This window comes from Marinobacter sp. G5_S1_61_S3, assembly GCF_054968585.1.
Genome location: NZ_JBQKUK010000003.1, coordinates 49,954 through 70,325 on the forward strand (window position 1 = coordinate 49,954; position 20,372 = coordinate 70,325).

The 20,372-nt window shown below is 57.0% G+C and carries 19 protein-coding genes; 16 read left to right on the plus strand and 3 right to left on the minus strand.

Features of this window, described 5'->3' with window-relative positions; translation table 11 throughout:
* Nucleotides 1-17: 17 nt before the first annotated feature.
* Nucleotides 18-632, plus strand: a complete 615-nt coding sequence (gene thrH / locus ACTRWH_RS03130) for a bifunctional phosphoserine phosphatase/homoserine phosphotransferase ThrH (protein ID WP_273623408.1) — start codon at nt 18-20, stop codon at nt 630-632.
* 61 nt (nt 633-693) lie between these two features.
* On the opposite strand, the gene pabB is transcribed toward thrH, so the two are convergent.
* Complete coding sequence (gene pabB, locus ACTRWH_RS03135) at nt 694-1,992, minus strand: aminodeoxychorismate synthase component I (protein ID WP_273623407.1); 1,299 nt, start codon at nt 1,990-1,992, stop codon at nt 694-696.
* Between the two features lie 127 nt (nt 1,993-2,119).
* Here pabB and ACTRWH_RS03140 point away from each other — a divergent pair, with 127 nt between their 5' ends.
* A complete protein-coding gene (locus ACTRWH_RS03140) occupies nt 2,120-2,722 on the plus strand; it encodes a hypothetical protein (protein WP_273623406.1) in 603 nt (200 codons plus the stop codon).
* A 173-nt stretch (nt 2,723-2,895) separates the two neighbouring features.
* Nucleotides 2,896-3,831, plus strand: coding sequence for a DUF6160 family protein (locus ACTRWH_RS03145; RefSeq protein WP_085680530.1), 936 nt, complete (start codon nt 2,896-2,898; stop codon nt 3,829-3,831).
* Between the two features lie 139 nt (nt 3,832-3,970).
* On the opposite strand, the gene ACTRWH_RS03150 is transcribed toward ACTRWH_RS03145, so the two are convergent.
* Complete coding sequence (locus ACTRWH_RS03150; RefSeq protein ID WP_036205472.1) at nt 3,971-4,603, minus strand: hypothetical protein; 633 nt, start codon at nt 4,601-4,603, stop codon at nt 3,971-3,973.
* A 225-nt stretch (nt 4,604-4,828) separates the two neighbouring features.
* Here ACTRWH_RS03150 and ACTRWH_RS03155 point away from each other — a divergent pair, with 225 nt between their 5' ends.
* From ACTRWH_RS03155 to ACTRWH_RS03200, 10 genes are all read left to right on the plus strand, one after another.
* The gene (locus ACTRWH_RS03155) at nt 4,829-5,872 is read left to right on the plus strand and encodes a DUF58 domain-containing protein (RefSeq protein WP_273623402.1); all 1,044 of its coding nucleotides are present in this window, start codon (nt 4,829-4,831) and stop codon (nt 5,870-5,872) included.
* Nucleotides 5,869-7,947 carry a transglutaminase TgpA family protein gene (locus ACTRWH_RS03160; RefSeq protein WP_273623400.1) on the plus strand — a complete coding sequence of 693 codons (2,079 nt, stop codon included), beginning with the start codon at nt 5,869-5,871 and terminating at the stop codon, nt 7,945-7,947. Before ACTRWH_RS03155 ends, ACTRWH_RS03160 begins: the two co-directional genes overlap by 4 nt.
* A 25-nt stretch (nt 7,948-7,972) precedes the next feature.
* Nucleotides 7,973-8,977, plus strand: a complete 1,005-nt coding sequence (gene holB / locus ACTRWH_RS03165; protein ID WP_273623650.1) for a DNA polymerase III subunit delta' — start codon at nt 7,973-7,975, stop codon at nt 8,975-8,977.
* 146 nt (nt 8,978-9,123) lie between these two features.
* Complete coding sequence (locus ACTRWH_RS03170; protein WP_007152597.1) at nt 9,124-9,474, plus strand: PilZ domain-containing protein; 351 nt, start codon at nt 9,124-9,126, stop codon at nt 9,472-9,474.
* Between the two features lie 8 nt (nt 9,475-9,482).
* On the plus strand, nt 9,483-10,400 hold the full coding sequence (locus ACTRWH_RS03175; RefSeq protein ID WP_075195244.1) for an alpha/beta fold hydrolase: 918 nt from the start codon (nt 9,483-9,485) through the stop codon (nt 10,398-10,400).
* Nucleotides 10,390-11,292, plus strand: a complete 903-nt coding sequence (locus tag ACTRWH_RS03180; protein ID WP_273623397.1) for a DUF4892 domain-containing protein — start codon at nt 10,390-10,392, stop codon at nt 11,290-11,292. Before ACTRWH_RS03175 ends, ACTRWH_RS03180 begins: the two co-directional genes overlap by 11 nt.
* A 5-nt stretch (nt 11,293-11,297) precedes the next feature.
* Nucleotides 11,298-12,503: a patatin-like phospholipase family protein gene (locus ACTRWH_RS03185; protein ID WP_036205477.1), complete on the plus strand. Its 1,206-nt coding sequence runs from the start codon at nt 11,298-11,300 to the stop codon at nt 12,501-12,503.
* Between the two features lie 94 nt (nt 12,504-12,597).
* A complete protein-coding gene (gene prmB, locus ACTRWH_RS03190; protein WP_036205478.1) occupies nt 12,598-13,482 on the plus strand; it encodes a 50S ribosomal protein L3 N(5)-glutamine methyltransferase in 885 nt (294 codons plus the stop codon).
* Between the two features lie 24 nt (nt 13,483-13,506).
* Nucleotides 13,507-14,601 carry a chorismate synthase gene (gene aroC, locus ACTRWH_RS03195; RefSeq protein ID WP_273623393.1) on the plus strand — a complete coding sequence of 365 codons (1,095 nt, stop codon included), beginning with the start codon at nt 13,507-13,509 and terminating at the stop codon, nt 14,599-14,601.
* Between the two features lie 271 nt (nt 14,602-14,872).
* Entirely contained in the window at nt 14,873-16,036 is a 1,164-nt protein-coding gene (locus tag ACTRWH_RS03200; RefSeq protein WP_462825885.1) for an MFS transporter, read from the plus strand.
* A 28-nt stretch (nt 16,037-16,064) separates the two neighbouring features.
* On the opposite strand, the gene ACTRWH_RS03205 is transcribed toward ACTRWH_RS03200, so the two are convergent.
* Nucleotides 16,065-16,931 carry a LysR substrate-binding domain-containing protein gene (locus ACTRWH_RS03205; protein ID WP_462825886.1) on the minus strand — a complete coding sequence of 289 codons (867 nt, stop codon included), beginning with the start codon at nt 16,929-16,931 and terminating at the stop codon, nt 16,065-16,067.
* 166 nt (nt 16,932-17,097) lie between these two features.
* On the opposite strand from ACTRWH_RS03205, the gene leuC reads away from it, so the two are divergent.
* The 3 genes from leuC to leuB are packed head-to-tail and all read left to right on the plus strand — an operon-like array spanning nt 17,098 to nt 20,299.
* Nucleotides 17,098-18,516: a 3-isopropylmalate dehydratase large subunit gene (gene leuC / locus ACTRWH_RS03210; protein ID WP_126812540.1), complete on the plus strand. Its 1,419-nt coding sequence runs from the start codon at nt 17,098-17,100 to the stop codon at nt 18,514-18,516.
* A gap of 17 nt (nt 18,517-18,533) precedes the next feature.
* Entirely contained in the window at nt 18,534-19,181 is a 648-nt protein-coding gene (gene leuD / locus ACTRWH_RS03215; protein WP_036205483.1) for a 3-isopropylmalate dehydratase small subunit, read from the plus strand.
* 44 nt (nt 19,182-19,225) lie between these two features.
* On the plus strand, nt 19,226-20,299 hold the full coding sequence (gene leuB, locus ACTRWH_RS03220; protein ID WP_136633070.1) for a 3-isopropylmalate dehydrogenase: 1,074 nt from the start codon (nt 19,226-19,228) through the stop codon (nt 20,297-20,299).
* The last annotated feature ends 73 nt before the right edge of the window (nt 20,300-20,372 follow it).

Consider the following 20,372-nt stretch of genomic DNA (forward strand, 5'->3'; position numbering starts at 1 on the left):
ACTATCAGGAGACCATTGTGGAACTCGCGTGCCTTGACCTTGAAGGAGTATTGATCCCGGAAATCTGGATCGCGTTTGCGGAAAAAACCGGCATTGAGGAGCTCAAGGCGACCACCCGCGACATTCCCGATTACGACGTACTGATGCAGCAGCGCCTGAAACTGCTGGACCAACACGGCTATGGCCTGCCGCAGATCCAGGAAGTGATCGGCGAGCTGGACCCACTGCCCGGCGCACGGGAGTTCCTGGATTGGCTGCGGGAGCGGTTCCAGGTGGTGATTCTTTCCGACACCTTCTATGAATTCGCCATGCCGCTGATGGCCAAGCTGGGCTATCCGGCACTGCTGTGCCACAAGCTGGAAGTAAACGAAGACGGCAGGATTACCGATTATCTGCTACGCCAGCGTGACCCCAAGCGTCAGTCAGTGCGTGCCTTCCAGCTGCTGAACTACCGTGTTATTGCGGCGGGTGATTCCTACAACGACACCACCATGCTGGGCCAGGCGGAAGCGGGCATCCTGTTCCATGCGCCGAAGAACGTGATCGAGGAGTTCCCCCAGTTCCCGGCGGTACATACGTTTGAAGAGCTTAAGGGCGAGTTCCTGAAGGCCAGCGCCATCCATAACGGATAGCGCGGACAAGAGGCCGGGGCAAGCTCTTTGTCCTGGCTTTTCCTCCTTTGCAATTTGCTCTCTATAGCGCTTCCAGTACGCTCATCAGCTTCTGAACCTTGTCCACGGATTCCCGGTACTCATCATCCGGGTCTGAATCCGCGACGATGCCACATCCCGCCCAGCAGTGAATCTTTCCTTCCGAATCCGTCATCAGGGTTCGGATTGCGATATTGCTCTCCAGGTTATTGGAAAAATCCCAACGGAAGACCGAGCCGCAGTAGGGCCCGCGACGATGGGGTTCCAGGTCGTCGATGATCTCCATCGCCCTGCGTTTGGGTGCACCCGTGATAGAGCCCCCGGGGAAGGCAGAGAGAAGGGCTTTAAACGGTGTGTTCTCTGGTTGCAGCCGGCCTTCCACCGTGCTGACCAGTTGATGGACGTTTTCATAGCTCTCGATACTGAAAAGCTGTGGCACCGAGACGGAAAACGGCTCGCAGAATCGCGACAGGTCGTTGCGAATCAAGTCCACGATCATCAGGTTTTCGGCCCGGTCCTTTTCAGCGGCGGCCAGGGATTCGGCAATCCGCTGGTCGTTCTCCGGCGAGTTCAGATCCCGGGGCCGGGTACCCTTGATGGGTTTGCTGATGACCCTGTTGCCATCTTCAATGCTCAGGAACAGCTCTGGTGAAATGCTGAGGACCTGATAGGAACCAGCGTTGATGTACGCAGCGTGGGGGACCGGAACGGCCTGGCACAAAGCCCGGAACGCTGTGTACGGGTCGCCCTGGTAGCCGCCGGTGTACTTGTTGGACAGGTTGACCTGATAGCAATCCCCGGCATGGATATAGCCAAGCACCCGGGATACGCCATTGCGGTAGTGTTCGGCGGGTTGGTCGGCTGTAAATCCCGGGCTGATGTGAAAAGGAGTAGGGCGCGTCGGCTTTTCGCCGGTGAGGTTCAGCACCCGTTCACGGGTTCGGTCGTCACACTCGGGATGAAAATCGAGCCTGGGCGAATTGGCACCCGAAACATCCAGCGTCAGTTGCCAGAGGTAGAGCCCGACATAGCCATAGTCCCCCGCGCTGGCCTCGCCGGAGAATCCCGGCACCGTGTGGTTTCCAGCTTCGTAGAACAACGTGCCCATGATGCCGCCTGCCAATTCCCGGCCCTGCTCTTGGGCCAGTCCCGCCCACGCCTGATCCAGCTCTTCCGCCAGGCATGAAAAGGCGAGTGCATCTTTGGGTATCGGCCAATGCTTTATCGGGAACGCCGTAATGATCCGCCGTTGCCTGCCGGCGTCGGTGTAGTCGATAAACCCATGTTGGCTGCTGATCTGTGAAACGAGGCGTTCTGCCTCTTCCGCACTTAATGTTTTCACGATGTTACATACTTAACAAAATCTTGCATGGGTTCACGGTAGCCTGTGCGGCAAGTCACCTGATTTCGGGCTTGGGAAGGCTTGGGCCGGTGCATTCTAAACAATAATCCTAAGGGCAGTAACCAGTATGAAGACTTGTAACGGCATTGGTAAGCGATTTGTTTTGGCTATGATCGCAGGGTTTGCGTTTTCCACAGAGGTGTTGGCGCAGGATGCGATTGATCGGGAGGACCATGTGCTGTCGGATGGCAAGCTGGACGATAAGGATCTGGCGGCGGTCGTCGCGGTTGCGCAGCGACACCTCACGGAACTGACCGACTCGGTGGTTAAAAACGCCGGTACAGAACTTGAGGAAGCCGGCATTTTCCGTCCAATGGCGTTCATGGTGATGAAGTCCGACAAGGTCCAGCAAATGAGGCTGGAGGAAAAGGCTGAGGAAGCACCGGGGCAGGTCAAGGTACTGATGTATCGCGCAGGTCTGAAATCGATTGCCCGCCGCGGGGAAATCCATGCGTCTGCGATCGCATACCCAGGCAGCGTTGAGAAAGATGGAGAAACCATCCGTGCGCTGGTTCTTGAACACGAACATCGTCTTGGCATCTCGGGTTTCAAGCTGATCCCCATCAACCTTGAGAACGGAAAAGCCAGCTTTGGAAAACCAATGTCGCAGGAAAAGCCGTTCCAGATTTTTTACGACGACAAGGGTGAGGGAGATTCTTCAACTAGCTGATATTAAAGAGTATATCGGTCAATTATTACGAACCGAGTTGTTTTGTGACAATTTGTGAATGCATTCACGGAACCAGACTGTAAAACAATCTTAAATGGAGTGGTGAGGTTGAGCCTCACAACAAGGTTAAAACGTTCAACCGGATAACAATAAGTTCAATCAAGGAGAACAATATGAAAGGCCTGAAGAAAATTGCACTGGCAACAGCTGTTGCTGCTGCGCCCTTCGCCGCTCAAGCCGAGCTGCAGGCGATGGACGACAGCATGATGGGTAACGTCACCGGTCAGGCCGGTGTGACCATCGAGCTGGAAACCCAGGTAAGTATCGGTCAGTTCACCTACACGGACGAAGGCACCTTCGCCGTTAAGGACATTGAGCTGGGTGGTGCGTTGGCCAGTAGCTCACAGTCTGCTGCAGACTATGCTGCGGCTACCGGCGCCGGCGCTCTGTTGGACCAACTGAAAATTGACATCGACATCGCTGACGATGGCGACGCGATCATTCACGTTGGCTCTCTCCAGACTGATGGCAGTGGTAACCCGATTCCCATCGACTGGGGTATGACTGCAGGCTCCATGGAGCTTGAAGGTAACGGCGGTGAAAACACCGTTCTCGTTTCCAACATGGACGCATGGGGTCTTCTCGGCGCTCTGGACATCGTTGTCGACACTGACGACGTAGATGGCCAGGCTGGTACTGGTACCCTGAACATTGACGCAGCGTTCACCGTTGAAGAAATGAGCTTCGACGTTGACTTCCTGGGTGTTGGCATCGCTGGCATGACCATCAAGGGCTCTGAGTCCGGCGGTGAAGCACTTGGTGCAGCCGGCCTTGCTCAGATCTTTGGTGAAGATCCTGCCAACCTGACTCCGGAAGAGCAGCGTAAAGTTGGTCTGGCTCAGGCTGGCTTCGCGATTGTTGGTCTGGACATCTACAAAGGCGACGGCCTGGGCGCTTCCACAGCGACTGGCGTACTGCGTGTAGATGTTGATGACGTCCTGATGGACATCAACGTTGCCGAAACCAACATCGGCGGTGCAAACATCGGTACCATCGGTATCGACAACCTGCACATCAGCAACACCAAGCTGGCTGTATACGGTCACTAAGCTGATCGCATAACACCTTTGGTGTGAACGCCCCGCGCTGCGGGGCGTTTTTTTATGCCGGTCAAAAAAGTACTGGTAAAAAAAGCGGTGACTCGCAAGGAGTCACCGCTTTTTATGTTTCGGACCTGTAGAGATAGTCTTAGCGATCCGGCACCGCTATAGACAGATCAAACCCACCGCCAGGACGGGGTGTTAATGTGATCGGGCCTTCGTTAATGCCATGGGGCACCTGGATCGTATCAATACCCGGCGGGTTGCCAATGGTGAAGTTCAGGTTCTGGCCGTCAAACCCAACGCCCAGTTGATCGTTCAGAAAGGTCTGGCTGAATGGCTCGTCGGGTATTTGGGCCTGCTGTCCGAAAATAATGGGCGGAATGGTTGGGGTGAACTCCGCTGGGGGCTGCACCCGGGCGAGTTCTTCCTGGGGCAGCAGCAGAGCGCGCCGGAGGAACTCCTCTTCCGCGCTCTCAAGGGCACCTTTCTTGCCTTCCCGTTCGAAGCGTTCAAGGGCTTCGCGATAGGCTTCCTCTTCCGCTTCCGTTAGCACCGGCTCACCCGGAGAAATGGTCAGGGAGCGGATAATCTGCTGCCGGTCCGCGTCGGTTTTCTGCCGTTCTTTAGGCACCACGATGACGGCGGAATCCTTCACGTAGGTTTCAACCATTTCGTCAGAGGTCAGGGTCTGCACCCCGGCCATCAGCGGGGAGCTAAACGAAACAGCCAGGCTGGCCGTACCAGCCAGAGCGATGTACAAGGGTGTTCGGCGGTTCATGGCGTAGCCTCTTGCCGTGTCCAAACGCGAAATGGAGGCGCTTCCGACACTAAACTGCAGTCAGTATGCTCCTTGGTTGCAGTATTCTTCTCAGAGATTCGGATTTCAAGGCGATTTTGTGGTGTTTGTGATCAGAATCGGACTATTGTCAGTATTCTTCTGTAAAACCGCGCAAACGTGTTTATATAACAGGCGTAACCATCCAGTTTTTGTAACAGGACTCTTATGTTGAAGGCATTTCGTTCGCGATGGCAGCGCTGGGTCAACCAGCGGATTCCGCGAGCCGATCAGCGAATATTCGGACAGCGCAATGTTTTTATCCTGCCCACGGGTGCCGGGGTGGTGTTTGCCGGTTTACTGTTGATCATGCTGATTACCGGAATTAACTACCAGAACAGCCTGATATACATGCTCACATTTCTGTTGGGCGCAGTAGTTGTTGCGGCCATGCACCAGACCCACCGCAACCTGTCGGGGCTGGAACTGACACTCATACAGGCCGGTGATGGCTTTGCCGGCGATACGATACCCTTCCGTTTAAGGGCTGTGTCGCCCCGTCATGATTCGCTGGCGATATCCCTGTTCTGCGATGACAGTCAACTCGAAAACCAGCACGTGCCAGCCGGGCAGCAGGAGGATATGACCCTGGCGATACCGTCCTATCAACGTGGCTACCTGCAGCCGGAACGTATCCGCGTGGAAACCCGCTTTCCTTTTGGCCTTTTCAAGGCCTGGTCCTGGCTGCGGCCGGTCACGTCCGGCATTGTCTATCCAAACCCTCTGGCCGCCCCGGATGTGACCAGCACGGTTCAGGACGGAGAGGAGCAATCGAAGGCCCGCTCGACGGATGGGAATGACCATGCCGACATTCGGCCCTGGCGGGAGGGGGATCTGAGCCAGAGGGTTCAGTGGAAACGATACGCCCGTACCGGTGAGATGGTGATTACCGATTGGGAAGGTGAACAGGGCAGCCCCCACTGGCTTGATTACGACGCTTTCAGGGGCGTGGACCGTGAGCTGCGCCTGGGTTACCTGGCTCATCAGGTGATGGAACGGGCCCGCAACAACAGCCGTTTCGGGTTGAATCTGCCGGGGCAGGTGATTGAACCGGACACCGGTGCTGCTCACGCCAACCGGTGCCTTAAGGCGCTGGCCATCTTTGGCCTTGAACAACCAAGGGAAGGTGGTCCTCTGCCCCATGGTACCCGCTCCGAAGAGGTTGGGAATCGGACCTCTGCGTCTTCTGGTTTCGGGGAGGGACGGGCATGATTCGCAGGTTCCTGAGTAATTCGCCGAGTTCACGCTCCTTAAAGGCTGCGGAATTGGTATCGGGCCGCGCGTTGATATGGCTGATCGCAGGCTTTGGGTTGTTGCTGATTCCCCAGTGGGACCGATTGCCGATCTGGCTGGTGGCCAGTTGCGCTGTACTTGCTGGCTGGCGGTGGCTGGCGCAATCCGGGCGGGTCAGGTTACCGGGAAGGTGGATGCGTACCGGGATCATGCTGGTACTGGTGGCCGTTTATATCGCAACTGTGCAGGGGCGTTTCACCGTTGATACTGCGGCGTCGTTTTTTGTGCTGGCGGTGGGGCTTAAATGGCTTGAGACCCGATCCACCCGGGATTTCTATGTGCTGTTTTTTATCCTGGTGTACCTGGCGACAGTCAACTTTCTGTTTCATCAGGAGATTCACTGGAGTGTCATTAACATTGCGGGCGTTGCCTTATTGTTAATCGGCCTGCAGGTGGTGAATGCGCCGGAAATTCCCGGTGCCATGAAGAAGGGATGGCGGCGCTTGGGGCTGATGCTGGTTAAGACCTTGCCGATTGTAGTGCTCCTGTTCGTGTTCTTCCCGCGCATGTCGCCGCTCTGGAGTGTGCCGCTGGTTTCCGGCGAAGCCCGAACTGGAATCAGCGACACCATGACTCCCGGTGACATCTCGAGTCTCGCCCAGAGCAGTGAGCGAGCCTTTCGCGTCACCTTTGGCGGTGAGTTACCGGCCTACCGGGACCGATATTGGCGCGGGCTTATCCTGGATCGCCTTGACGGAGACACTTGGCAACAGGGCCTTGGAAAGCCGTTTCGCCGGCTTGGCCGTGTTGACGTTGATGGTGGCGTAGGGCCGCTCGGGCCCAACCAGTACGAGGTGTTATTGGAACCGACGGACCAGACCTGGGCCTTTGCTCTGGAGAACTCCAGGGCGGTCTCCAATAATGTAAAGCAAACGGATGAGAATCTGTTCCGGTTTGACCGGCCGGCTGACAGCGCGGTCCGTTACCGGATGGAGTTGGTCGGGAACCAAACAACGGAGGATGCCAGTGCGGAGCCCGATAACCTTCAGCGTTATCTCCAGTTACCACAAAGCGGCAACCCGAGGGCAAGGGCGTTCGGGCAACAACTGGCTGGCCAACACGACAACCCTCAGGCATTGGTGCAGCAGCTTCTGACCCGTTTCCGGGAGCAGGCCTATTTCTACACCCTGCGCCCACCCGCTATGCCCGTGGATGGCATCGACAGCCTGTTATTCGATGAAAAGCGGGGTTTCTGTGCCCACTACGCCGGGGCTACCACGTTTGTGTTGCGCGCAGCGGGTATTCCGGCCCGAGTGGTGGTCGGATATCAGGGCGGGTCACCCGGCGCAGATGACGAATATCTCATTGTGCGGCAGTACGATGCCCATGCCTGGGTGGAAGCGTGGTTCCCCGGCCAGGGTTGGGTGCGGGCGGACCCGACAGCTGCCATTGCTCCCGAGCGTATTGAGTTTGGTCTACGGGAGGCGGTGGCTGAGGAAGGCTCGTTCCTTGAGAACGATTGGACATCGCCACAGCGCTACGGCGATTTGGCGATGCTGCAGTGGGCTTCCCTGCAGCTCGATAAGATTAATTACCACTGGCAGCGCTGGGTTGTCGGATATCAGGGGCAGTCACAGATGGACCTGATGTCGCGTTTGCCTGGAGGGATAGGAATGCGGGAGCTTGGCTATATTACCGCGGGCATTGTCGGTATGGCGCTGTTACTGGCGGGTTTGGTTACCGCCTGGCAGTACCGTCGCGTGGAAAGCCGGGACCCGCTTGGTCGTCTCGTCAGCCGCTGGTATCGGTTGTGTGACCGTTCGGGAGTGCCTGTACGTCACGGTGAAACACCCTCCCAACTGGCCTCAAGGCTTGCCCGGGCAAAACCCGCGGCGGCCGGCACAGCAACGGCTTTTGCCCGATTGATCAACAAACATTACTATGGCCGGAGTTCCGAAACCGGTCATCATGGCGAACTGGCGAAAATGAAGCGATTGCTGGCCACGATGAAACGACAGGCGGATCGACCGTCAACCAGTTCATCAGAGGGGTGAATACGTGAACGCATCCATAGCAACCATGGCATGGCTTGAAGACGCCTGGAGCCGACTGCTCCAACGCATCGCCGGCAACAGGATGCCCCATGCCCTGATGGTGACGGGCGAGAACGGCGTGGGAAAGCGTCTGTTTGCCAACGCGCTGGCCGGGTTGCTGGTCTGTGAAAAGGCGGATATGGACGCAGGGTCCCCTTGTGGCATCTGTAAGCAGTGCGAGCTGGTTGCCGCGGGCACCCATCCGGATATTCGGATTTATGCACCGGAAAAATCACGGATGATCAAGATTGATCAGATTCGTGCGCTGTCCGCATTCGCGGTCGGCTCTCCCCAGGTGGCCTCCCGCAAGGTGGCCATTATTGATCGGGCGGACCAGTTGAACATCAATTCCGCCAACGCGTTGCTGAAAACCCTGGAAGAACCCGCCAAAGATGTGGTGCTTCTGCTGCTACAGGAGAGTGGCAGGCCGGTATTGCCGACGATCCGTTCCCGCTGCCAGAGTTTGCTGATTGCTACGCCGGACAGGGATCAGGCTGCTGGTTGGCTGGCGACGGCGGTCAAAGCGATGGATGGCGACAACAGACCAACGCCGGAGCAATGCGCCAAGGCGCTGGTACTGGCAGCCAATGCGCCGCGGCTGGCCCTGGAATATGCTACCGGAGAGTTTATTAGCCTGCGGGATGAGGCGTTGGACAACTTCCGCCATTTCATGAAGGGTCAGCTCACTCTTTCCGAGGCTGCAAAGCCGTTCAAGGCAATGGGGCTTGAAAGTGCTCTATGGCTATTTGAAGGCTGGGCTGGTGACCTGGCCCGCATCAGTGCCGGGGGGCAGCCCCGGGATGCGGAAGCGGCGGACATGTTAACGTTCCTTGCCAGAAACAATCCTTCCTGGCGGGCCCATGAACTCCTGGATGCGATCCACGAGTCCAGGTCTGCCGGCGTTTACAACGTGAACCCTGAGTTGGAAACGGGCCGATTGCTGATCGCATGGCAGAAACTCATGCCGCGCCGCAGGCCAGCTGCGGGATAAACGGAGTGACCAATGGCGCGGCAGGATAGGGCAGTGATTAACAACTACTGCTATGATTGCGGAATATCAGGAGTTTATTGACTCCGGTTGTTATCAATCCGGTTGCTATCAATACAGAGCTATCAATACAGAGAAAGGTGTTTACTATGGGGCCTGGTTTTGGCGCACGCAGTGGCATTCTCACGCTGACCATCAAGGACAAGGCGGTACTCTACGCCGCCTACATGCCTTATATCCGGCAGGGCGGGTTGTTTATTCCCACGCAAAAACAGTATCAATTGGGCGATGAAGTGTTCCTGTTGCTCAACCTGATGGATGAGCCGGAAAAAATCCCCGTGGCGGGCAAGGTGATCTGGATTACCCCGAAGGGTGCCCAGGGCAACCGTGCAGCGGGCATTGGTGTGCAGTTCGATGGTGAAGACGAAACCGCGCGTACCAAAATCGAGTCCTACCTGGCGGGTTCATTGAGCTCGGATCGACCCACCCACACTATGTAAGCGCTTCAATGAACGACACCATTCTGGAAACCCCACCTGATACAACAATGACGTGTCGGGAAATCAACTGGTCTCTTAAACACATCGACCTGGCAGGCCTGCACTGGCCCGCTGCCACGGCCTCTGAAACCTGGCCGGTGCTGATGATCCACGGCTGGCTGGATAACGCCCTGTCATTCGCCAGATTGGCCCCGGCGTTGGCGGGCAATCGCGATGTGTACTCCCTCGATATGGCTGGGCACGGGCGTTCCGGGCACCGGCCTGAAGGCCAGGGTTACCAGTTGATGGATTATGTGGCGGACCTGGCAGAACTGGTTGAGACCCATTTCAAAGACTCGCCGAAAGGGCAGATTGATCTGGTGGGTCATTCACTCGGCGGGATTGTCAGCGTGCTCTACGCGGCGGCGTTTCCGGAACGGGTGCGTCGGTTGGTCATGATCGACAGCATTGGGCCGATCAGTCGTAAACCGGATGAGGTGATCGATCAGATGCGCAAGTCGATCATCAAACGAATGACGGGTTCAGGGAAAGCGGTCGTATACCCTGACATAGAGTTGGCAGCCAAGGCTCGGGAGGGTGGCATGATCCCCCTGTCGCCAGAAGCCGCGAGAATGCTGGTAACGCGGAGCATGAAGTCTTCCGGTGATGGTTTCGTGTGGCAAACCGATCCGCGTTTGCGCCATCCATCGATGATAATGATGGACGAAGCGCAAGTGACCGCTTGCCTGAAGAAAGTCGTCACGCCAACACGTTTCCTGCGTGCGACGCAGGGGCTCCTGGCCAGTCGCCCGGAACTTGATTCACGTTTGGATGCGATCGCGAACCTGGATGTGGTGGCCGTGCCCGGAGGCCACCATTGCCACCTGGACGGGAATGTTGAACCCGTCATTGATGCAGTCAGAGGCTTTTTAGACGATGCAGAATAAGCGCTTGTCGCAGTCAGTAGTGTGGGTCGCCGCCATGTTCATGGGGTTTTCGACCATGGTGTCGGCGCAAATGCCACCGCCGGAACCGTTTCCGGAGGCGCGCCTTGATCAGGAAATCAGCATCAAGTCGCCGGGGCATCTGGTGTTGTTCAGCCCGGTTCGTGAGGTGAACAACGAGATCCGCTCCGCGTCCATGGCCCGGCTCCCGGTCAAGGGCGTCGGGCAGTTATATGAAGTCCAGGGCGGTGCCAACCGGGAAGAGGCTCGCGATCACTATCTAAGGGAATTGCAGGCCCGTGGCGCCCAGATACTGTTTGAATGTTCCGGAAGGAATTGCGGGCGCAGTAACGTGTGGGCCAACCAGATTTTTGATCAATCCAGTCTCTATGGGCGGGACAACAATCAGGACTATCTTGTTGCCGGTTCGGTCGATGAGAATGGCCAGCCGTGGCTGACGCTGGTGTATACGGTTACCCGCGCCAACCAGCGCCAGTTTGTCTGGGTTGAACATTTGGTCGCGCCTCAGGGAACTGATATTCCGGGAATGGGCAACGAAAGCGCCAGAATCAAGGGGCCGGTGATTGTGCCCTGGCAGGGTGGCATCACCTACCGCTTTGAGTGGAGCGGTGCCGACCGGCGCATCATCAATGACTGGGCCGGCGAGGCTGAAGCCCGGGTAGTACTGACGGCCTATTCCCAGCTCAAGGATAATGAAACCCTGGAAGCGTCTATGGAGCGGGCAGAGGCTGCAGCGCAGTCACTTTCCCAGGTGTTGGCCAAAAGTGGCGTTTCCGAAAGCCGCCAGATGATCATTACGGTTGGCCCCACGGTTGTGATACCAAATCCCGATCGGCAAGGTGACCGGGTTGAAGTGATGGTGATTACGAGGTGAAGGGAATGAACAGGCCATCCGGGACAGAGCTTCAGGACGAAGATCAGAAGCCGGCAGACGATATCTCCCAGATTGTCACGAGCACCGGAATATCCGCTGCTCAGTCGGCGTCCGAGAAAGGCGATCCCCGGCCGACGGCTCCCGGCAAGGGCAAGACCGTAGCGCTGACTCTTGGCAGTGGCGGGGCCAGGGGCTATGCCCATATAGGTGCGATCGAGATACTGGTGGAAAGAGGCTACGACATTGTCGCCATTTCCGGCTGTTCCATGGGAGCCTTGATCGGGGGCGTGTTTGCAGCCGGCAAGATGAAGGATTACAAGGACTGGGTAACTGGCCTGGGCCAGTTCGATGTGCTGAAGCTGCTGGATGTGACTTTTAGCTCCGTCGGCGCCATTCGTGGAGAAAAGATATTCTCCGTGGTGCGGGAAATGATTGGAAATACCCGAATTGAAGACCTTCCGATCGCCTATACGGCTGTGGCGACGGATCTCCTTGCCCATAAGGAAATCTGGTTTCAGGAAGGGCCGCTGGATCAGGCCATCCGGGCGTCGGTTGCCATACCCAGTGTGGTGACGCCTCTGGTGTTGAATGGCCGCGTGCTGGTGGACGGCGCTTTGCTCAATCCACTGCCGATCATTCCGACCATTTCCTCCCATGCCGATATGATTGTGGCCGTAAACCTCAGTGGCGAAGATGACCGCGGGCGGCGATTGCCGGATGCGGCGTTTGCAAACCCTGACGACGATGATACCGAGGAATGGGTCGAAAAAATCCGTGATAAGGCCTCCCGCTGGTTTGACTGGGATGCCCTGAAGACCTTCAGTACCAAGAAAGAGGGTGGTTCGTCGGCTTCACCGGAAGAGAAAATCAGCAAGGCGGTGGCGAAGAACGAGCACAATAAAAAGACGCCCGCGATAAAATCGGAACCGAAGAAACATCAGGATGATCACGAGACTATTGACTGGGATAAGCTGGGTATTGGTAAGTTCGATGTCATGAACCTGACCGTCGAAACCATGCAAAGCGCCTTGGTACAATACAAGATCGCTGGGTATCCACCCGATTTGCTGGTGAACATTCCCAAGAACGCCAGCCGCAGCTATGACTATCACAAGGCGCCGGAACTGATTCAGCTTGGACGGGAACGTATGGCCGCCGCGTTGGACCGGTACGAAGAGAACCAGAACAGCTCTGGCCCGATGGCGATATGACCCTGAAACCGCGATTGCGGCGGTGGGCTGCAGCCTGTGCCGGAAAGAGCGTATAATTCAGCGCCTTGATCATTTCCGAACAGGATGAGCGTGCGTGAGTAACCCCATTGATGACCTGCACACCGTCAGAGACTACCTGAGGTACGTTTCTTCTCGTTTTGCCGATTCGCCTCTTTATTTTGGCCACGGCACTGACAACGTGTGGGATGAGTCTGTGCAACTGGTTATGCGCAGCCTCCATTTGCCTCTGGAAAACAATACCCTGTTTCTGGATGCGCGGCTGACCCGTGAAGAACGAGCGTTGATCCTTGATCGCATGCAACGCCGTATTGACGACAGGGTCCCCTTGGCTTATCTGTTGGGTGAAGCCTGGTTTATGGGGCTGCCATTTCATGTGGATGAACGCGTGCTGGTGCCGCGTTCACCATTGGGAGAGCTGATTCAAGGCGGGTTGCAACCCTGGTTGGGTAACAAGCCCGTGGGCAGGATCCTGGACTTGTGTACTGGCAGTGGCTGTATTGGCATTGCAGCCGCGAGCGTATTCGAGGACGCCGAGGTGGACCTTGCGGATATCTCTACCGACGCCCTCGACGTGGCCGCGGTCAATATCGATTATCACGAGGTTGGTGACCGGGTAAGCACCGTACGGTCCGATGTGTTCGATGGGCTTGAAGGTCGATACGATGTCATCCTCAGCAACCCTCCCTATGTGGACGCTGACGATATTGCGGATATGCCGGCGGAGTATGGCCACGAACCGGAACTTGGCCTTGCTGCCGGGGGAGATGGGCTGGACATCGCTCATCGGATACTCGCGAGGGCAGCCGATTACCTGAACCCGGGTGGCCTCTTGATTGTTGAGGTCGGGAATAGCTGGGTGGCGTTGCAGGAAGCCTATCCGGATATGCCGTTTACCTGGCTGGAATTTGAGAATGGCGGCGACGGTGTGTTTCTGTTGACTGCTGAAGACCTACATTAAATACCCTGGATAAGATACTGAATCATGTCGGGAAATAGCTTCGGAAAATTGTTTACGGTGACCAGCTTTGGTGAGAGCCACGGGGCTGCGCTCGGATGCATAATTGATGGTTGCCCTCCGGGGCTTGAGCTGTCCGAGGCTGATATGCAGCGGGATCTGGACCGCCGCAAGCCCGGCACTTCGCGTCATACCACCCAGCGCCGGGAAGCGGACGAAGTGAAGATCCTCTCGGGGGTGTTCGAGGGTAAGACCACTGGCACCCCCATTGGGTTGGTGATCGAGAATACCGATCAGCGCTCAAAGGATTATTCGAAGATCTCGGAGCAGTTCCGTCCTGCCCACGCCGACTATACCTACATGCACAAGTACGGTGTTCGGGATTATCGGGGTGGAGGTCGGTCTTCTGCACGCGAGACAGCGATGCGGGTCGCCGCCGGTGCCGTTGCACGGAAATTTTTGGATCAGCGCCTTGGCATCACGATCCGGGGTTATCTTTCCCAGTTGGGACCAATCCGCATTGAGAAGATCGATTGGGATCAGGTTCACCAGAATCCGTTTTTCTGCCCGGATGCCGATAAGGTGCCGGAGATGGAAGCCTATATGGATGCCCTGCGCAAAGAGGGCAATTCCATCGGTGCGCGTATCAATGTGGTCGCTGAGGGCGTTCCTCCCGGCCTGGGTGAGCCGATTTTCGACCGGCTGGACGCGGACCTGGCTCATGCGTTGATGAGCATTAACGCGGTGAAGGGTGTTGAGATTGGAGCGGGCTTTGGGTGTGTTGACCAGAAAGGCACGGAGCACCGGGATGAGTTAACCCCTGAAGGGTTCCTGTCGAACCATGCCGGTGGTGTTCTCGGCGGCATTTCGTCGGGGCAGCCAATCCTGGCCAGTATTGCGCTGAAACCGACGTCCAGTTTGCGGTTGCCGGGGCGGAGTATTGATGTTCACGGTGATCCCGTGGAGGTGATTACCACGGGGCGGCATGATCCCTGTGTGGGCATTCGTGCGACGCCGATTGCGGAGGCGATGATGGCCATTGTGTTGATGGATCATTATCTCCGCCATCGTGGTCAGAATGGGAATGTCACGGTGTCTACGCCTAATATTGGGCAGGCGTGAGAGTATTGGAGTTTTCAGCCAGCCTGCGAAGGAACAATTCGCCAACTAGCCGGTCGTCTTAATTCGCGAAGCGGTTCCGGCGGTGAGCATGGTTCAAAAAACGCCCGTAAATACGTCCCTGTAGGGCTCGGTCGCGGTTGGTAATGGTGCTCGCTGCGGCAAGCAGGGCCTCTCAAAACACGCCGCAAGTACGTCCATGTAGGCTCGGTTGGGCCATCCCTGGCCCTCCACGGTTTTGAAAGGCCCTGCTTGCCGCAGCGGTCGGTCTTCTGTGATATCTCATTGGAGCATTCCTATCTATTGGCGCCTTTCAAACCTCTACTTCTGGTTTTTCGCTCTCCTCGGCGGTTTGCTGCCGTATTGGTCCCTGTATCTGGAAGGCCGGGGCTTTTCCTACCTTGAGATCGCCACACTGATGGCGACGATTCAATTAACCAAGATTGTGGCGCCCAGTGTGTGGGGATGGCTGGGGGATCGGACTGGGCAGCGGGTGCGGTTGGTTCGGTTCGGTGCCATTACGGGGTCGCTGTTCTTCGCCGGCGTGTTCATGGAGCCGGGGTTCTATGGGCTGTTGCTGGTCATGCTGGCGTTTACGTTCTTCTGGAACGCGATTTTGCCGCTTTATGAAGTGATCACGTTGCGGTCGCTGGGAACGCAACGTGAGAAATACGGCAAGGTGCGGTTATGGGGGTCGGTAGGGTTTATTGGCGCGGTGGCGCTGGTGGGCGGGATTCTGGAGCTGATCCCGATCACTCTGTTGCCGTGGTTGTTGTTGCCGGTGTTTGCGGGGATTGCGGTGTCGGCGTTTCTGGTGCCGTCGGAGCGGGGAGAGCGTAAGCCACCGGCGCCCAAGGGCAGTCTGAAAGCGATTGTGACTCACCCGGCGGTGGTGACGTTCTTTTTGATGAACTTTCTGCTGCAGGTATCCCACGGGGCGTACTACACGTTTTTCAGTATTCACCTTGAGCAGCACGGGTACGGTAAGTTGGCGATCGGGTTGTTGTGGTCGCTAGGGGTGCTGGCAGAGATTGGGTTGTTCCTGGTGATGCATCGGCTGACCCGCAATTTCACCGTGAGGCAGATTGCGATTGCGGCATTGGCACTGACGATGATCCGCTGGGTGTTGATCGCGGAAGTGACGAATGTGGTGGCGGTGCTGATTTTCGCGCAGTTGCTGCATGCGGCCTCGTACGGCGCTCTGCACGCTATTTCGGTGCAGTATATTCAGGGTTTCTTCGGGCAGCATCATCACGGCCAGGGGCAGGCGCTCTACAGTGGGCTGACCTTTGGTGCCGGTGGCGCACTGGGCGCCTGGTTGTCGGGCTTTCTGGTGGACGGGTTCAGTACCTCCGCCGCGTTCTGGGGCGGGGCGGCGGCCATGGCCATTGCCATTGTCATCACTTGGCGGGGCCTGAGGCCGCCGCCCGAGCATTGATTGGTGTTGCTGTGGTGTTGAGCGGGTTTTATTGAAGATCTGCTGCGATATCCAGCAGTGCCTGTGCCTGGGGGCTCAGCGATCGGCCCTTCAGTCCCACACCGCCGAGAATGCGGCTTACGGAGTGGGGCACAGAAAGCACCGTAAGTGAGTCGTCGACCATGCTCACCGGCAAAACGCTCCACCCAAGCCCGACGCTGGCCATCATCTTGATGGTTTCCAGGTAGTTGGTGGGCATCTGGATTTTCAGGGGCAGGCTCGCATCGAGAAACAGTCGGCTGATGGATCGGTAGGTGGCGGTGCCAGCTTCGGGGAGCAGGGCGTCATACCGGGACAGATCCCCGAGCCCCGGGTTGTCCAGCGAGGCCAGTGGATGTTCCGGCGACACCACGAATGCCATGGCATCTTCCCAGCGCACGTGCACATCGAATGCCTGGTCCATGCTCTCGCTCAGGGTCACGAACGCGAGCTCTGCTGTACGTTTACGCATCTGCCCGAAGGCGCTTTCAGAATCCATGAACTGCAGTTCCAGAGACACCTCCGGATAATCCCGGTTCAGCCGCCGTAACCAGGCAGGGAGATGATGCAGTCCGATGTGGTGGCTGGCAATCACCGACAGCTGTCCTGAAACCGATCCCTCACGATCTGACAGCGCCTGTCGGGCATTGTGCACTTCATCCAGAATTCGCCGGGCATGGGGTAGAAGGCGTGCCCCTGCGTCCGTCAATCGGATCTGTCTATTGCTCCGGTCGATCAGCTTCGTTCCCAGTTGGTTCTCCAAAGCAGCCAGCCGCTTGCTGATTGCAGGCTGCGTCAGGTGTAGCAGTTCTGCCGCCTCGGAGAACGACTCCTGGTCGACGATGGTGAGGAACGCTTTCAGGGAATTTGCATCCATTGTGGTTGAATCCGTAACTGCAGCTTTTGGTGGAGGTCCCACCAAATCCTAATATTCCATCATGGAATGCGCAACATAAAAAACATGAATTGAGGTTATTCAAGGCTAGGCGTTAAAATAGAACCATACTGAAAAAACAGAAACCCCCAGAGAGTGAGAGAGAACCATGGCGGGCAAGACCTTATACGACAAATTGTGGGACGACCATCTCGTCAAACAGCGGGATGACGGCTCCGCATTGATCTACATCGACCGGCACCTGCTGCATGAAGTAACCTCGCCGCAGGCCTTTGAAGGCCTTCGTCTGGCTGGGCGTAAGCCCTGGCGGCTGGATGCCAACCTGGCGACGCCGGACCACAACGTACCCACCACCGACCGCGCCCGAGGCATTGAAGGCATTGTTGACCCGGTATCCCGGATTCAGGTGGAAACCCTGGACAAGAACTGCGACGAGTTCGGCATCCTGGAGTTCAAGATCAAGGACCAACGCCAGGGCATCGTGCATGTGATCGGGCCAGAGCAGGGCGCGACACTGCCTGGCATGAGCATTGTTTGTGGCGATTCCCATACCTCCACCCACGGTGCATTCGGCTGCCTGGCTCATGGTATCGGCACGTCAGAGGTGGAACATGTGCTGGCCACCCAGTGTCTGGTTCAGCAGAAAATGAAAAACATGCTGGTGAAGGTGAATGGCAAGCTTGGGCCCGGCGTGACCGGGAAAGACGTTGTCCTCGCCATTATCGGGAAGATCGGCACCGCCGGCGGCACGGGCTGTGCGATCGAATTTGGCGGTGAAGCGATTCGAGGCCTTTCGATGGAGGCCCGAATGACGATCTGCAACATGTCCATCGAGGCCGGTGCGCGAGTGGGCATGGTCGCGGTAGACCAGACCACCATTGATTACGTCAAGGATCGCCCGTTTGCCCCCAAGGGCGAGATGCGCGAGCAAGCCATTGAATACTGGAAGACGTTGCACAGCGATGACGATGCGGTGTTCGATAAGGTTGTTGAACTCGACGGTTCCGAAATTATGCCGCAGGTGAGCTGGGGGACGTCTCCCGAGATGGTCGCCGGCGTTGGCGGTAATGTGCCGGACCCGGAAGCGGAAGCCGATCCCATCAAGCGCGAGGGAATTGTCCGTGCCTTGAAGTACATGGGCTTGAGGCCGAACATGCCGATTACCGAGATCAAGCTGGATCGTGTGTTTATTGGCTCCTGTACCAACAGCCGTATAGAGGACCTTCGTGAAGCAGCGGCGGTCGTGAAGGGGCGGAAGGTGTCGTCATCACTCAAGCAGGCGATGGTGGTGCCCGGTTCCGGTCTGGTGAAAGTTCAGGCGGAACAGGAAGGGCTGGACAAGATCTTTATTGAAGCCGGTCTTGAGTGGCGTGATCCGGGCTGCTCCATGTGTCTGGCCATGAACGCCGACAAATTGGGGCAGGGAGAGCATTGCGCCTCCACTTCCAATCGTAACTTCGAGGGCCGCCAGGGCTTCGGCGGGCGTACCCATCTGGTTAGCCCGGCCATGGCAGCGGCGGCGGCGATCAACGGCCACTTCGTTGATGTCCGCGAGATGATGAACTGATCCACAGGAGAGACACCATGCGAGCCTTAAAGCAACACCAGGGCATTGTTGCCCCCATGGACCGGTCCAATGTGGATACGGACATGATCATTCCCAAGCAGTTTCTGAAGTCCATCAAACGTACCGGCTTCGGGCCGAACCTGTTTGACGAACTGCGTTACCTTGATGAAGGCAAGCCGGACCAGGACTGCTCACAGCGGCCCATCAATCCTGATTTCATGCTTAATCAGGATCGCTACAAAAATGCCAGCGTGCTCCTGGCGCGGCGCAACTTTGGTTGTGGCTCCAGCCGCGAGCACGCCCCCTGGGCGCTTGAGGATTTTGGGTTCCACGTTATCATTGCGCCCAGTTTCGCCGACATTTTCTATAACAACTGCTTTAAGAATGGCTTGTTGCCAATTGTTTTAGATGAAGAAATTGTAGATCGGCTGTTTCATGAAACCGAGGCGGAAGAGGGCTATCAGTTGGCGATAGATCTCGAAGCCAAAACCGTTACCACGCCGTCCGGCGAATCGTTCAACTTTGAAGTTGATGATTTTCGTCGACATTGCCTGCTGAACGGCCTGGACGATATCGGTGTTACGCTCGAAGACGCGGAGGTCATAAAGGCCTACGAAGCGTCGAGGCGCGAAACGGCACCCTGGTTATTTGATGCCGGTCGCTGATCCGCCCTGAATTACCACAACGAATCGACCTTCAAGGAATCACTATGTCCCGTTCTATCCTGATGCTTCCTGGCGATGGCATTGGCCCGGAAATTGTTGCCGAAGCGGAAAAGGTTCTGCGTAAGATAAACGAGCAATTCGGTCTGGAGCTGCACTTCGAGTCCGCCCTGGTTGGCGGTGCCGCCATCGACGAAACGGATACGCCACTTCCGGAGGATACCCTGGACAAGGCGCGTAAGGCGGACGCAATCCTGCTGGGCGCCGTGGGCGGCCCCAAGTGGGACAAGCGTCCGATGGCCAGTCGTCCTGAAAAAGGACTGCTTGGGCTGCGCTCCAACCTTGAGTTGTTCGCCAATCTGCGCCCGGCCATTCTGTATCCTCAGCTTGCTTCTGCATCCTCACTGAAGCCAGAGGTGGTCTCCGGCCTTGATATCATGATTGTTCGGGAGTTAACCGGCGGCATCTATTTTGGCCAGCCACGGGGCGTCCGCGAACTGGAAAGTGGGGAGCGTCAGGGCTACAACACGTACGCCTATACGGAATCGGAAATTCGTCGTATTGGCCGTGTCGCCTTTGAAGCGGCGCAGCAGCGTGGCAAGAAGCTCTGCTCTGTCGACAAGGCGAATGTGCTGGAAGTGACTGTTCTGTGGCGGGAAATCATGGAAGACCTGCGCCGGGAATACCCGGATGTTGAACTCTCCCATATGTACGTGGATAACGCCGCCATGCAGCTGGTCAAGGCACCCAAACAGTTTGATGTGATTGTGACTGGCAACATGTTTGGTGATATTCTTTCTGACGAAGCGGCTATGCTGACGGGGTCGATCGGGATGTTGCCCTCTGCGTCTCTGAACTCTGAGAAGCAGGGTATGTACGAGCCCTGTCATGGGTCAGCGCCCGATATTGCAGGTAAGGGCATAGCCAACCCGCTGGCTACTATCCTCAGTGGCGCAATGATGTTGCGGTACAGTCTTGGCGAGGAGAAAGCCGCCGAGGCGATAGAGGCGGCGGTCAGCAAAGTGCTGGATCAGGGCCTGAGGACAGCGGATATCATGTCTTCTGAGGGCCGGAAGGTATCGACCCGAGAGATGGGCGATGCCGTTCTGGCGGCACTCTGAGGCCGGCAAGTTTTGAGACCCGACGACAACGCGATGCGGTTGTCGCGGGATCATCCATCCTGTCCCTGCCAGC

Bases quoted from the DNA above. Each gene is read 5' to 3' on its own strand.
- aroC (WP_273623393.1), top strand. From the start codon at position 13,507: ATGTCGGGAAATAGCTTCGGAAAATTGTTTACGGTGACCAGCTTTGGT.
- ACTRWH_RS03180 (WP_273623397.1), top strand. From the start codon at position 10,390: ATGCAGAATAAGCGCTTGTCGCAGTCAGTAGTGTGGGTCGCCGCCATG.
- ACTRWH_RS03150 (WP_036205472.1), bottom strand. From the start codon at position 4,603: ATGAACCGCCGAACACCCTTGTACATCGCTCTGGCTGGTACGGCCAGC.
- ACTRWH_RS03145 (WP_085680530.1), top strand. From the start codon at position 2,896: ATGAAAGGCCTGAAGAAAATTGCACTGGCAACAGCTGTTGCTGCTGCG.
- leuB (WP_136633070.1), top strand. From the start codon at position 19,226: ATGTCCCGTTCTATCCTGATGCTTCCTGGCGATGGCATTGGCCCGGAA.
- ACTRWH_RS03160 (WP_273623400.1), top strand. From the start codon at position 5,869: ATGATTCGCAGGTTCCTGAGTAATTCGCCGAGTTCACGCTCCTTAAAG.
- ACTRWH_RS03175 (WP_075195244.1), top strand. From the start codon at position 9,483: ATGAACGACACCATTCTGGAAACCCCACCTGATACAACAATGACGTGT.
- leuD (WP_036205483.1), top strand. From the start codon at position 18,534: ATGCGAGCCTTAAAGCAACACCAGGGCATTGTTGCCCCCATGGACCGG.
- ACTRWH_RS03170 (WP_007152597.1), top strand. From the start codon at position 9,124: ATGGGGCCTGGTTTTGGCGCACGCAGTGGCATTCTCACGCTGACCATC.
- ACTRWH_RS03205 (WP_462825886.1), bottom strand. From the start codon at position 16,931: ATGGATGCAAATTCCCTGAAAGCGTTCCTCACCATCGTCGACCAGGAG.
- ACTRWH_RS03185 (WP_036205477.1), top strand. From the start codon at position 11,298: ATGAACAGGCCATCCGGGACAGAGCTTCAGGACGAAGATCAGAAGCCG.
- leuC (WP_126812540.1), top strand. From the start codon at position 17,098: ATGGCGGGCAAGACCTTATACGACAAATTGTGGGACGACCATCTCGTC.
- holB (WP_273623650.1), top strand. From the start codon at position 7,973: ATGGCATGGCTTGAAGACGCCTGGAGCCGACTGCTCCAACGCATCGCC.
- ACTRWH_RS03155 (WP_273623402.1), top strand. From the start codon at position 4,829: ATGTTGAAGGCATTTCGTTCGCGATGGCAGCGCTGGGTCAACCAGCGG.
- ACTRWH_RS03140 (WP_273623406.1), top strand. From the start codon at position 2,120: ATGAAGACTTGTAACGGCATTGGTAAGCGATTTGTTTTGGCTATGATC.